General features: G+C 51.6%; 8 protein-coding genes and 3 rRNA genes. 7 read left to right on the plus strand and 4 right to left on the minus strand.

Annotated elements, in window-relative coordinates; translation table 11 throughout:
• The first annotated feature begins 1 nt into the window (after window position 1).
• The gene (locus tag F5I99_RS02920) at window positions 2-619 is read left to right on the plus strand and encodes a tetratricopeptide repeat protein (protein WP_151053571.1); all 618 of its coding nucleotides are present in this window, start codon (window positions 2-4) and stop codon (window positions 617-619) included.
• Here the strand turns inward: F5I99_RS02920 and F5I99_RS02925 are convergent.
• Together F5I99_RS02925 and hemL are read right to left on the minus strand one after the other, a co-directional pair.
• Window positions 613-1,245: a hypothetical protein gene (locus tag F5I99_RS02925; protein ID WP_151053572.1), complete on the minus strand. Its 633-nt coding sequence runs from the start codon at window positions 1,243-1,245 to the stop codon at window positions 613-615. The two genes, F5I99_RS02920 and F5I99_RS02925, sit on opposite strands and share 7 nt — an antisense overlap.
• Before the next feature lie 10 nt (window positions 1,246-1,255).
• The gene (gene hemL / locus F5I99_RS02930) at window positions 1,256-2,539 is read right to left on the minus strand and encodes a glutamate-1-semialdehyde 2,1-aminomutase (RefSeq protein WP_151053573.1); all 1,284 of its coding nucleotides are present in this window, start codon (window positions 2,537-2,539) and stop codon (window positions 1,256-1,258) included.
• A 244-nt stretch (window positions 2,540-2,783) separates the two neighbouring features.
• Here hemL and argC point away from each other — a divergent pair, with 244 nt between their 5' ends.
• Window positions 2,784-3,818 carry an N-acetyl-gamma-glutamyl-phosphate reductase gene (gene argC / locus F5I99_RS02935; protein WP_151053574.1) on the plus strand — a complete coding sequence of 345 codons (1,035 nt, stop codon included), beginning with the start codon at window positions 2,784-2,786 and terminating at the stop codon, window positions 3,816-3,818.
• A gap of 73 nt (window positions 3,819-3,891) precedes the next feature.
• Entirely contained in the window at window positions 3,892-4,239 is a 348-nt protein-coding gene (gene erpA / locus F5I99_RS02940) for an iron-sulfur cluster insertion protein ErpA (protein ID WP_151053575.1), read from the plus strand.
• A gap of 11 nt (window positions 4,240-4,250) precedes the next feature.
• Here the strand turns inward: erpA and F5I99_RS02945 are convergent, their stop codons facing one another.
• Window positions 4,251-5,360: an anhydro-N-acetylmuramic acid kinase gene (locus F5I99_RS02945; RefSeq protein WP_225307522.1), complete on the minus strand. Its 1,110-nt coding sequence runs from the start codon at window positions 5,358-5,360 to the stop codon at window positions 4,251-4,253.
• A gap of 185 nt (window positions 5,361-5,545) precedes the next feature.
• Here F5I99_RS02945 and tyrS point away from each other — a divergent pair, with 185 nt between their 5' ends.
• The 4 genes from tyrS to rrf all read left to right on the plus strand — a co-directional run bounded on the left by tyrS (window position 5,546) and on the right by rrf (window position 12,421).
• Window positions 5,546-6,838, plus strand: coding sequence for a tyrosine--tRNA ligase (gene tyrS, locus F5I99_RS02950; protein WP_151053576.1), 1,293 nt, complete (start codon window positions 5,546-5,548; stop codon window positions 6,836-6,838).
• A 466-nt stretch (window positions 6,839-7,304) separates the two neighbouring features.
• Window positions 7,305-8,841: ribosomal RNA gene (locus F5I99_RS02955) — 16S ribosomal RNA — on the plus strand.
• Between the two features lie 327 nt (window positions 8,842-9,168).
• A 23S ribosomal RNA gene (locus tag F5I99_RS02960) occupies window positions 9,169-12,163 on the plus strand.
• Between the two features lie 142 nt (window positions 12,164-12,305).
• A 5S ribosomal RNA gene (rrf, locus tag F5I99_RS02965) occupies window positions 12,306-12,421 on the plus strand.
• Together the 16S, 23S and 5S rRNA genes form the textbook arrangement of a ribosomal RNA operon.
• Before the next feature lie 120 nt (window positions 12,422-12,541).
• Here rrf and F5I99_RS02970 read toward each other — a convergent pair.
• Window positions 12,542-13,453, minus strand: coding sequence for a LysR substrate-binding domain-containing protein (locus F5I99_RS02970; RefSeq protein WP_151053577.1), 912 nt, complete (start codon window positions 13,451-13,453; stop codon window positions 12,542-12,544).
• Window positions 13,454-13,460: the final 7 nt, after the last annotated feature.

Below are 13,460 nucleotides of genomic sequence, written 5' to 3' on the forward strand. Positions count from 1 at the left end.
AATGAATTGGGAAAAAATTGGCTTGGCGGTTGCTGCTGGTTTGTTATTAACAGGCTGTGCAACATCGAATCCATTCAGCAATATTCCGGTTGAAGATCGTTCAGGTCAGGCAGGTGAGTCAACCCAACCTGGCTCATCGGGTGTGGTGGTGACGCCGTCAGATCCGGGTATTTCGGTCAGGCCAATTGAGTCCGAACCGGTCATACGTGCTCAGCGTGACGTTTTGCCGCCAGCAGATGAAGTTTGGCAGCCAACTCAACAGCCAGTATCGGAGCCTGCCGGGCAACAGCCGTCCTCTCAAAATACCGCTGTGTTAGCGCTGCTTGATAGCGCTAAACAGGAAAGCGCCGGGGGCGACTTGCGTGCGGCCCAAACACGTTTGGAGCGCGCTCAGCGCATTTCGCCAAGAGAGCCGGAGGTCTATTACCAACTGGCCGATGTGAAGCGTCAGTTGGGGCAGTTTATGGATGCTGAACAGGTCGCTTTAAAAGGTATCGATGTTGCAAGCGGTCAGGGTGGGATGTTGAGACGTTTGTGGGCCTTGATTAGCCAGATCCGGACCGAAGCGGGGGATCTGGCGGGTGCTGATGATGCTCGTCAACAGGCCGCTCGTCACTGATTATCGCGTTTATTCAGTGTCGAATGCTCGAACTGGCTGTGCAGCCCTAGAGCTAATAATGGCAAGCTGACAGCCAGCATCAGCATCAGCAGGGGTGTGTTACCGCTCGCTGCTAATAAGGGGTGGGGGCTAAAGAATAGCAGCGCAATGCCCGTTAGCGCAGTACCTCCTAGCGATAACAGTCGTGCCTGGTTTGTTTTTAGCAGCAGGGCGCCAATCACCAGGGCGAGCAGTAGCAGTAGCACCAAAACCTGGCTGTAAATCACGCCATAATCGGTTCGTCGGGTAAGCTCAAAAAAAGCGATTAGGCCCAATAACCAGCGTCCCCAGCCAGCCATTGACCAGTGCCAGTTTTTTCCCGCAGCGAGAAAAACCGTGGCAATAAACGGTAAGGCAACAAAAAATGACAGGTTATCAGTCATTTGCAGCAATGTACTGGTGTGGCTTCCCGGGTTGCTCCATATCAACCGCGTTAGTGCATAAGCGCCAATAAAAAAACAGCTCAACGCAAAGACTCTAACCTTGTAGTGGCTTTCGGGTATGTCCTGCTTGTGCCCATATAGCAGCCAGACCGCGCTGGTCAGGCTGCTCACCAGTAATGCTGCGCTAGCTAGCAGATCCTGCATTAACTAACTCTCAGCTCAGGTTGGCGAATACAGTATCCGCGGCAGCAAGCGTGGCATCCAGGTCTGCTTCAGTGTGCGCGTTGGAAATAAAGCCGGCTTCAAAGGCCGAGGGGGCGAGGTAGATGCCCTGTTCCAGCATGCCATGGAAAAAGCGACCAAAGCGTTGTGTATCGCAGCTGGTAGCATCGGCAAAGCTGGTAATTTCGTCTTTATCAGTAAAGAACAGCCCAAACATGCCACCGACACAGGTAGTAGTAAACGGGACGCCGTGCCTGTCGGCCATAGTTTGTATGCCTTCAGTTAAGTATTCTGATTTGGCCGAGATTTGTGCATGGATACCCGGTTCGCACAGGGCATTGAGCATTGCCAGGCCTGCGGCCATGGCTAAGGGGTTGCCTGACAGGGTGCCCGCCTGATACACAGGCCCCAAGGGCGCAATATGCGACATGATGGCTTTCTTACCACCGAAGGCGCCTACAGGCAGGCCACCACCGATAACTTTACCTAGCGTGGTGAGATCAGGCGTGACTCCGTAATGTGCCTGGGCACCTCCCAGGGCAACACGGAAACCGGTCATGACTTCATCAAAAATCAACACGCTACCGTATTGATTGCAGATGTCACGCAGGCCTTCGAGGAATCCAGGTACCGGTGGGATACAGTTCATATTGCCGGCCACCGGCTCTACAATAATGCAGGCAATCTGATCGCCTATCTCTGCAAAAGCCGCTTGAACACTGCTGATATCATTGAATGTCAACGTGATCGTATGGGCCGCTAGCGCTTCCGGAACGCCGGGTGAGTTTGGTTCGCCCAGTGTTAGCGCGCCAGAGCCGGCTTTGACCAGTAGTGAATCCGAGTGGCCGTGATAACAGCCTTCAAATTTAACGATCTTGTCGCGTCCGGTGTAACCGCGAGCCAGACGAATGGCGCTCATGGTGGCCTCGGTACCCGAGCTGACCATCCGAACCATATCCATAGAGGGTACCAGTTCACAGACTTTATCAGCCATGGTGGTTTCAATGGCGGTTGGTGCGCCAAACCCCAGACCGTTATCCAGTGTTTTTCTGACCGCATCAATAACCGGTGGAAACGCGTGCCCCAGAATCATTGGGCCCCAGGAGCCGATGTAGTCGATATAGCGGCGATCATCCTCGTCGAAAATATAAGCCCCTTTACCGCTTTTGAAAAACAACGGGGTGCCACCGACACCTTTAAACGCACGTACAGGAGAGTTTACGCCACCAGGGATGTGCACCTGGGCTGCCTGAAAAAGTGATTCTGATCTGGACATGTATCGGTATCCTTTATGCTGTTTAAGCAAAATAACTGATAAATAGTGTCTAAGCCGCCTAGTATAAGCTAAAAGGCAGCGTTCTTTAATGATATGGCAGTGGAATAGATTTGAAATTCCGTGTTGCCAGTGATAGTTATTGGTGCTCAGGGTTAGTATCATAGCTTTTAATACAGCTAAACCTATTGTTGTGGGATTATTGGTACAGTAGGGGATGCGCAGAGCTATCAGATTGGAGGTTAGGGTGATTAAAGCAGGTATAGTAGGCGGTACGGGGTATACAGGGGTCGAGCTGCTGAGAATATTGTCAGCACACCCTGGCGTGAGTGTGGACGTGATTACCTCACGTTCTGAAGACGGTATTCCAGTTGCGGATATGTTCCCCAGCTTGCGTGGTCATCTGGATCTGGCTTATAGCGTTCCTGATGTAGAAAAGCTGGCACAGTGTGATGTGGTGTTTTTTGCCACACCGCATGGGGTCGCCATGAATATGTCTCCTGAATTAATTGCACGTGGCGTTAAGGTGATCGATCTGGGCGCAGACTTCCGCATCAAGGATGTGGCGCTCTGGGAAACCTGGTACAACCATGAGCATACTTGCCCGGATCTGGTAGCTAAGGCTGTGTACGGCTTGCCGGAGATGAATCGCGAACAAATTCGTGAGGCGCAGTTGATCGGTTGTGCCGGCTGTTATCCGACAGCCGCGCAATTGGGTTATCTGCCGCTACTGGAAAAGCAGCTGATTGATCACCGCCGTCTGATTGCCGACTGTAAATCGGGCGTCAGTGGTGCAGGCCGCGGTGCGAGCATCGGCACCTTGTTGTGCGAAACCAGTGAGAGTGTTAAAGCCTATGGTGTGTCGGGTCATCGCCACCTGCCTGAAATTCGTCAGGGTCTGACGCAACTTGCCGGACGCCCTGTTGGCTTGACCTTTGTACCGCATCTGATGCCGATGATTCGCGGTATTCACACAACGCTTTATTCGGTATTGCGTGACCCGGTTGATCCCGGTTTACAGCAGTTGTTTGAAGAGCGTTATGCCAATGAGCCGTTTGTGGATGTGATGCCCGCAGGTAGCTGTCCGGAAACCCGCAGTGTTAAGGGGTCCAACTTCTGTCGTATCAGCGTGCATCGTCCACAGGATGATGACACGGTTGTGGTGTTGGCGGTGATTGATAACCTGGTTAAAGGGGCGGCTGGCCAAGCGATCCAGGTAATGAATATCATGTTTGAACGACCTGAAGCTGAGGGCTTGCAGCAAATTGCCTTGATGCCTTGATTGTCAATTAGCAATAGTTGACTGTTTTGCTTGGTTAAGGCAGAATGCCTGCCTGTTCCAGAGGTGATGAATAATGACAGAAAGTATGCAGGATCCCGGTGTTCAATTTACACCCTCAGCGGCGGCAAAAGTCAGGTCGCTGATGGATGAAGAAGCAAACGACAACCTTAAATTGCGGGTGTATATCACCGGTGGTGGTTGTGCGGGGTTTTCCTATGGCTTTACCTTTGATGAAGATCAGGCTGAAGATGATACCGCGATTACGACAGATGGGGTGACACTGCTAGTGGACCCCATGAGCTTTCAGTATCTGATTGGCGCTCAGGTCGATTATAAAGAGGGTTTGCACGGTGCACAGTTCAGTGTGGCTAATCCGAATGCTGCTACCACCTGCGGCTGCGGTTCCTCATTTTCCATCTGATACCGCCGATTTTAGGCCGTATAGATTCCCCCTAAGATGCGCTCTCCTGCGGCACCTGTAACCGCAACTAGATTGCCACTCTGTTTTTGTAGTGTTCTGTAGGCTAGCCAGGCAAAAGCGCAGGCCTCAACCCAGTCTGGATCAAGCCCCAGAGCTTGCGTGGTTTGAACTTCAGTTTGCAGGTGTGCAGATAAGCGCTGACGTAAAAACCGGTTATGACTACCGCCGCCGCAGAGGAATATTTCAGCTGAGCTGAGTCTATGCTGCTTAATGGCATTGGCCAGAGTGATGGCGGTGAGTTCTGTCAGTGTGTGTTGAACATCCTTGGGTCGCACTGGACCGTGAAGCCGCTTGATCTGCGTGTTAACCCAGTCGGCATTGAATAGTTCCCGCCCGGTGCTTTTGGGGTAGGCGGCAGAAAAAAATGGCTCTTCAAGGTAAAAATCCAGCAAGGTTGGCAGTAATATGCCGGAGGTGGCCCATTGGCCGTCATGATCAAAGGGCTGGCCGGTATGCTCCAGAGCCCAACTATCGATTAATACATTCCCCGGACCGGTATCGTAACCGATGACTTCAGCATGAGGGTCGGCAGGTAATAGCGTCAGATTAGCCATGCCACCGATATTTACAATGACTCTGTCATGTTGTTTGCTGTGAAAGCAGTGTCGGTGGAATGCGGGTACTAGTGGTGCACCCTGACCTCCTGCGGCCAGATCTCGACGTCTAAAGTCGGCGACGGTAGTAATCCCGGTTCGTTCAGCTATGACATTGGGATCACCGATTTGTAGGCTATAGCCCTTTTCAGGGCGATGCCTGAGGGTTTGGCCGTGGCTGCCTAAGGCGGTGATCTGTTGTTTATCTGTGCCTGATTTGTTTAGTAGCTGATTGACGGCTTCAGCAAAATAGCATCCTAGCAGCGGATCCAGCTCGGCCAGTTGTTCAATTTCATTGGCGCCAGGTGAGTTTAACGCCAGTATTTGTGCCTTGAGCTCAGCGGGAAGCGCCAAAGAGTGGGTGGCTAGCAGCGACGGGCCGTCACATTCAAATGACACCAGTGCTGCATCTATGCTGTCCAGGCTGGTGCCGGACATCAGGCCAATATAAAGCTGAGGTTTTGTCACGTGGGATATTCCTGTCTGAGCTATTAATTTCTTGGCGGCTCTTTTAACCTTGTTTTTATGGCAGCTAGAGCTTTGGCTCAGAGCTTAGCAGAAAGCGAGGAGTTGATGCAGCAAGGGGTGTGTTATTGTTGCCTGTCAGGCGTTAGAATACGCGGCTCTAAATTATATTTTGGACTGAGTGGACAATGAAAACACAACCCTTGATAGAAGATTTGAAAGCCCGTGGCCTTATTGCACAATTGACGGATGAAGCCGCCCTGGCTGAACAGCTCAATGAAAAGGCTGTGACGCTTTATTGCGGCTTCGACCCGACCGCTGACAGTCTTCATCTTGGGCATCTGGTGCCTTTATTGATGCTGAAACGATTTCAGGACTCAGGCCACCGTCCTATTGCACTGGTGGGTGGCGCCACCGGTATGATCGGTGATCCCAGCTTCAAAGCACAAGAGCGGCAATTAAACTCGGCCGATATCGTGCAGCAGTGGAGTGAAAAGCTCAAGGCGCAGATCAGTCAGTTCATCACCTTTGACGGTGAGGATGGTGCGGTGCTGGCCAATAACTATGATTGGACGGCATCGGTTGATGTGCTGAGCTTTCTCCGGGATATCGGTAAGCATTTCACTGTCAATAAGATGATTGCCAAAGAATCCGTGCGTCAGCGGATTGAACGCGAAGATTCGGGCATTTCCTTTACCGAATTTACCTACCAGATTTTGCAGTCTTACGACTACCAGGTGTTGAATAAAACTTATGGATGCAGCCTGCAAATAGGTGGTTCAGATCAGTGGGGCAATATTACCGGTGGTATTGATCTTACCCGGCGAATGAATGGTGTACAGGTGTATGGTTTAACCCTGCCATTGATTACTAAGTCGGATGGCACCAAGTTTGGTAAAACGGAAGGCGGGGCAGTGTGGTTGTCACCACAGAAAACATCGCCTTATGCTTTCTACCAGTTCTGGCTGCAAACCCCGGATGCGGATGTGTACCGCTTTTTGAAATTCTTCACCTTTCTGGATGTGGCTGAGATTGATGCTATAGAGGCAGCAGATAAGGCAGCTGAAGGTCGGCCTGAAGCGCAACGTATTCTGGCTGAAGAGGTCACCCGTCTGGTGCATGGTGAGCAGGCATTGGAAGGTGCGCGCCGAATTACCCAGGCATTGTTCTCAGGAAATACGGAGGGCTTAAGCTGTGCGGACTTTGAACAGTTGCAGTTAGATGGGTTGCCAGCAACTCAATTACCTGATTCGCTGAATGAGTTACCACTGACGAGTTTGCTGGTTGATGCCGGTGTGGCGACCAATGGCAAGCAGGTTAAGGATGCCTTGCAGCGAAAAGCCGTGGTGATTAATGATAACGAATGTGGCTCAGAGCAGAATATGGCGGCTGAAACGCTGTTCTCAGTTGCTAATGCGCGGTATGAGCGCTACTTTCTGGTTAAGCTGGGTAAGAAAAAGCATCATCTTTTCTATATCTAAGGGTGTCAAAGACCGGCTTGTAAAAAAAGTTGTACAAGCCTGTTGACCTCCTTGTAAGACCTCTGTAATATTCGCGCCTCGCTTGGGACGGAAGCAGTCAAATCAGCTGCCGAAACAAAGCGTCACTTTATTAGTAATTGGTTGATATTTAAGCATTAATCAAATTTTAAGGTGATGGGTTTCAAGCCTGTTTTTGAGTTTTTAAATTAAAAATTTCGAAACAAATTGCTTGACTCTCTGGTGTGATTCGGTAGAATACGCACCTCGCTTGAGACAACAGCCCAACACACCGGGCAGCTCAAGCCGCTCTTTAACAAATTAATCAGGTAATGCGTGTGGGCGCTTGTTCAGGTTAGGCATTAAAGCTTAATCAAAAACAAGCAACCTAACTGTGAATTCATTTAGATGTACGTTTTTGAGCATGACTTAGACGGCTGATTGCTTTTGTGATTGGTTGTCGAAATTTAAACTGAAGAGTTTGATCATGGCTCAGATTGAACGCTGGCGGCAGGCCTAACACATGCAAGTCGAGCGGTAGAAAGTAGCTTGCTACTTTTGAGAGCGGCGGACGGGTGAGTAACGCGTGGGAATCTACCTGGTAGTGGGGGATAACGTTCGGAAACGGACGCTAATACCGCATACGCCCTACGGGGGAAAGGAGGGGCTCTTAGGACCTTTCGCTATCAGATGAGCCTGCGTAGGATTAGCTAGTTGGTAGGGTAAAGGCCTACCAAGGCGACGATCCTTAGCTGGTCTGAGAGGATGATCAGCCACACTGGGACTGAGACACGGCCCAGACTCCTACGGGAGGCAGCAGTGGGGAATATTGGACAATGGGGGCAACCCTGATCCAGCCATGCCGCGTGTGTGAAGAAGGCCTTCGGGTTGTAAAGCACTTTCAGTGGTGAGGAAGGGTGTAAAGTTAATACCTTTATACATTGACGTTAGCCACAGAAGAAGCACCGGCTAACTCCGTGCCAGCAGCCGCGGTAATACGGAGGGTGCAAGCGTTAATCGGAATTACTGGGCGTAAAGCGCGCGTAGGTGGTTCAGTCAGTCAGATGTGAAATCCCCGGGCTCAACCTGGGAATTGCACCTGATACTGCTGAGCTAGAGTACAGTAGAGGGGAGTGGAATTTCCTGTGTAGCGGTGAAATGCGTAGATATAGGAAGGAACACCAGTGGCGAAGGCGACTCTCTGGACTGATACTGACACTGAGGTGCGAAAGCGTGGGGAGCAAACAGGATTAGATACCCTGGTAGTCCACGCTGTAAACGATGTCAACTAGCCGTTGGGACACTTGATGTCTTAGTGGCGCAGCTAACGCGATAAGTTGACCGCCTGGGGAGTACGGTCGCAAGATTAAAACTCAAATGAATTGACGGGGGCCCGCACAAGCGGTGGAGCATGTGGTTTAATTCGACGCAACGCGAAGAACCTTACCTACTCTTGACATCCAGAGAATTTGGCAGAGATGCTGAAGTGCCTTCGGGAGCTCTGAGACAGGTGCTGCATGGCTGTCGTCAGCTCGTGTTGTGAAATGTTGGGTTAAGTCCCGTAACGAGCGCAACCCTTGTCCTTACTTGCCAGCGGGTAATGCCGGGAACTGTAAGGAGACTGCCGGTGACAAACCGGAGGAAGGTGGGGACGACGTCAAGTCATCATGGCCCTTACGAGTAGGGCTACACACGTGCTACAATGGCCGGTACAGAGGGCCGCAAGACCGCGAGGTGGAGCAAATCTCAGAAAACCGGTCGTAGTCCGGATCGCAGTCTGCAACTCGACTGCGTGAAGTCGGAATCGCTAGTAATCGCGAATCAGAATGTCGCGGTGAATACGTTCCCGGGCCTTGTACACACCGCCCGTCACACCATGGGAGTGGGTTGCACCAGAAGTAGCTAGTCTAACCGCAAGGGGGACGGTTACCACGGTGTGATTCATGACTGGGGTGAAGTCGTAACAAGGTAGCCCTAGGGGAACCTGGGGCTGGATCACCTCCTTAAACGATAGCTTGGCCTGTTCAAGTGTCCACACGCATTACCTGATTGAAAGTTAAGCGGCTGAGAATACAGCAGTGAATAAAGATAGCTGGAAAGCACTCTTTATTGACTTTTGTGTTCTTGGATAAATGTTTAAATAAGCCTTGTGCTAATTTTAGACAGTCGCATCGGCATCCATGCCTCCTTGCGACATTCAGTCCATCCATGGACATCGCTCTTTAACAATTCGAACTGAAAGAAATAGATTGTCTTGTAGAAATACAAGCGCCAACCGGCGAAATCGATCGTTACTAGCAAACATCAATTGAACAGACGCCTTCGGGTTATATGGTCAAGTGAATAAGCGTGCACGGTGGATGCCTTGGCAGTCAGAGGCGATGAAGGACGTTGTAGCCTGCGAAAAGGTACGGGGAGCTGGCAAACGAGCTTTGATCCGTACATGTCCGAATGGGGAAACCCACCTAATTTATTAGGTATCTCTTGTCTGAATACATAGGACTTGAGAGGCGAACCCGGGGAACTGAAACATCTAAGTACCCGGAGGAAAAGAAATCAACCGAGATTCCCTAAGTAGCGGCGAGCGAACGGGGAGCAGCCCTTAAGCTGCGTTATGGTTAAAAGAACGCTCTGGAAAGTGCGGCCGTAGAGGGTGAAAGCCCCGTATTTGAAAACCTAAACGTAGTGAAAACGAGTAAGGCGGGACACGTGATATCCTGTCTGAAGATGGGGGGACCATCCTCCAAGGCTAAATACTCCTGACTGACCGATAGTGAACCAGTACCGTGAGGGAAAGGCGAAAAGAACCCCTGTGAGGGGAGTGAAATAGACCCTGAAACCGTGTACGTACAAGCAGTGGGAGCCGTTTTAATACGGTGACTGCGTACCTTTTGTATAATGGGTCAGCGACTTACTTTCAGTGGCAAGCTTAACCGCATAGGGGAGGCGTAGGGAAACCGAGTCTTAATAGGGCGTCAAGTCGCTGGGAGTAGACCCGAAACCGGGCGATCTATCCATGGGCAGGTTGAAGGTTGAGTAACATCAACTGGAGGACCGAACCGACTACCGTTGAAAAGTTAGCGGATGACCTGTGGATCGGAGTGAAAGGCTAATCAAGCCCGGAGATAGCTGGTTCTCCTCGAAAGCTATTTAGGTAGCGCCTCATGTCTCACTCTGGGGGGTAGAGCACTGTTTCGGCTAGGGGGTCATCCCGACTTACCAACCCGATGCAAACTCCGAATACCCAGAAGTGCAATCATGGGAGACACACGGCGGGTGCTAACGTCCGTCGTGAAAAGGGAAACAACCCAGACCGCCAGCTAAGGTCCCAAAATCTAAGTTAAGTGGGAAACGATGTGGGAAGGCTCAGACAGCTAGGAGGTTGGCTTAGAAGCAGCCACCCTTTAAAGAAAGCGTAATAGCTCACTAGTCGAGTCGGCCTGCGCGGAAGATTTAACGGGGCTCAAACTTAGTACCGAAGCTGCGGATGCGTGCATTTCACTTAAGTACACAGAAGCGATTGTCGGGCGCGAAGCGCACGACCAAGCGCCCCCCGAACGTTGAGTCGGGTGAGGAGTGTCAATTAAGTGTATTTAAGGAAATGCACGCATGGTAGAGGAGCGTTGTGTAAGCCGTTGAAGCGAAAGCCGGGAGGCATCGTGGAGGTATCACAAGTGCGAATGCTGACATAAGTAACGATAAGACGAGTGAAAAACTCGTCCGCCGGAAGACCAAGGTTTCCTATCCAATGTTAATCAGGGTAGGGTGAGTCGGCCCCTAAGGCGAGGCAGAAATGCGTAGTCGATGGGAAACGGGCTAATATTCCCGTACCGGCTGTAACTGCGATGGGGAGACGGAGAAGGCTAGGCCAGCATGGTGATGGTTATCCATGTTTAAGGGTGTAGGCTGGTGGAGTAGGTAAATCCGCTCTGCTAAGGCTGAGACTTGATGACGAGACTCGTATGAGTTGAAGTGGTTGATGCCCTGCTTCCAGGAAAATCCTCTAAGCTTCAGGTTACAGACGACCGTACCCCAAACCGACACAGGTGGTCAGGTTGAGAATACCAAGGCGCTTGAGAGAACTCGGGTGAAGGAACTAGGCAAAATGGTGCCGTAACTTCGGGAGAAGGCACGCCGATGAAGGTGAAGGACTGGCTCCGTAAGCTTTTGTCGGTCGAAGATACCAGGTGGCTGCGACTGTTTATTAAAAACACAGCACTCTGCAAACACGAAAGTGGACGTATAGGGTGTGACGCCTGCCCGGTGCCGGAAGGTTAATTGATGGGGTTATCTTCGGAGAAGCTCTTGATCGAAGCCCCGGTAAACGGCGGCCGTAACTATAACGGTCCTAAGGTAGCGAAATTCCTTGTCGGGTAAGTTCCGACCTGCACGAATGGCGTAACGATGGCCACACTGTCTCCACCCGAGACTCAGTGAAATTGAACTCGCTGTGAAGATGCAGCGTCCCCGCGGCTAGACGGAAAGACCCCGTGAACCTTTACTATAGCTTCACAGTGGACTTTGAATTTGTTTGTGTAGGATAGGTGGGAGGCTTAGAAGCGTGGACGCTAGTCTGCGTGGAGCCAACCTTGAAATACCACCCTGACAACTTTGAGGTTCTAACTTAGATCCGTTATCCGGATTGAGGACATTGTGTGGTGGGTAGTTTGACTGGGGCGGTCTCCTCCCAAAGCGTAACGGAGGAGCACGAAGGTACCCTCAGGCTGGTCGGAAATCAGCCAATGAGCGCAAGAGTAGAAGGGTGCTTGACTGCGAGACAGACACGTCGAGCAGGTGCGAAAGCAGGTTCTAGTGATCCGGTGGTTCTGAATGGAAGGGCCATCGCTCAACGGATAAAAGGTACTCCGGGGATAACAGGCTGATACCGCCCAAGAGTTCACATCGACGGCGGTGTTTGGCACCTCGATGTCGGCTCATCACATCCTGGGGCTGAAGCCGGTCCCAAGGGTATGGCTGTTCGCCATTTAAAGTGGTACGCGAGCTGGGTTTAGAACGTCGTGAGACAGTTCGGTCCCTATCTGCCGTGGGCGTTTGAGATTTGAGAAGAGTTGCTCCTAGTACGAGAGGACCGGAGTGAACGAACCTCTGGTGTTCCGGTTGTCACGCCAGTGGCATTGCCGGGTAGCTACGTTCGGACAGGATAACCGCTGAAAGCATCTAAGCGGGAAGCCCCCTTCAAGATGAGATCTCACTGGGCCCTTGAGGCCCCTAAAGAGTCGTCCGAGACCAGGACGTTGATAGGCAGGGTGTGTAAGCGTTGTAAGGCGTTGAGCTAACCTGTACTAATGGCTCGTGAGGCTTGACCATATAACGCCCAAGGCGTTTGGTTGGTGAGCTGGTAACACAGGTTCTAAAGAACCACATGATCGATACACGGTTGTTGCTTGTAGTGCTATAAGACAGAGTTAAATACATCTATTTCGAACCAGTCCGAGTTGTTCCAGTTTTGTCTGGCGACCATAGAGACGTGGAACCACCTGATCCCATCCCGAACTCAGTAGTGAAACGCGTCATCGCCGATGGTAGTGTGGGGTCTCCCCATGTGAGAGTAGGTCATCGCCAGGCACTTAATACTAAAGAAAGGGTCATCCGCAGGATGGCCCTTTTTTTATATTTATTTGTTGAGCTGCTCGCACATGGTCCAGGTGTACCCAAGGGCCATGCTAATAACAGAGCGCAGTGCGTTCAGCCCTGACCGATATCAACCTGCTCGGCAAGAAAGTCTAGGAAGGCTCGCACACGCAACGGTAAATAACCGCCTTGACCTACATACACAGCGTGGACCTCCTCGATGTCACCCGGATTGTACTCTTCAAGCACTGGTAGTAGACGACCCGCTTCAATATCCTCGCGCACCTGAAAAGCTGCCAGGCGCGCCAGTCCCAAGCCGGCCAGCGTCAGTCGGCGTAGCGCCTCGCCATCGCTGGTTTGTGCATTGCCGGTTATGGGTTTAACGATGCTTTCATTAGCGCACCTGAATGGCCAGCCGGACTGGGTCCGTACATAGTTTGCGCCCAGGCAATTGTGTGTAAGCAGTTGATTGGGCGTGGCTGGCATGCCGTTACGAGCCAGATAGCTTGGCGCGCCAACGATCACCATGCGCGTCCCGCCCAGTTTGCGTGCGACCAAGTTTGAACTTTTCAACGGGCCTGCACGCACGGCGACATCGGTACGCTGCTCCAGGATATCGATAACTTCATCGGTCAGCATGATGTCTAGTGTTATGTCAGGGTAGCGCTCCAGGAATTTGGGCATTAGCGGCAATAGGAAATGATGACCAAAGGGAATATTGGCATTCACCCGCAACCGGCCGCGTGGTGTGGTGTGTTCACTAGCACAGCGCTCTGCTTCGTCCAGATCGGCTAGGATGCGTACACCACGCTCGTAGTAGGCACACCCCTCGGGTGTAAGCTGAAATTGGCGGGTAGAGCGGTTCACTAATCGTGTGCCTAAACGCTGTTCCAAACGTGTGACCAGCTTGCTGACAGCCGAGGGTGTTTTGCCACAGGCCCGGGCGGCAGCAGAAAAGCCGCCCAGTTCGATGACTCGTACGAATACTTCCAATTCGCCTGACCGGTTGGCTTCTAGACGGGCCATACGTATC

This window comes from Nitrincola iocasae (assembly GCF_008727795.1).
GTDB classification, from domain to species: Bacteria; Pseudomonadota; Gammaproteobacteria; order Pseudomonadales; family Balneatricaceae; genus Nitrincola; species Nitrincola iocasae.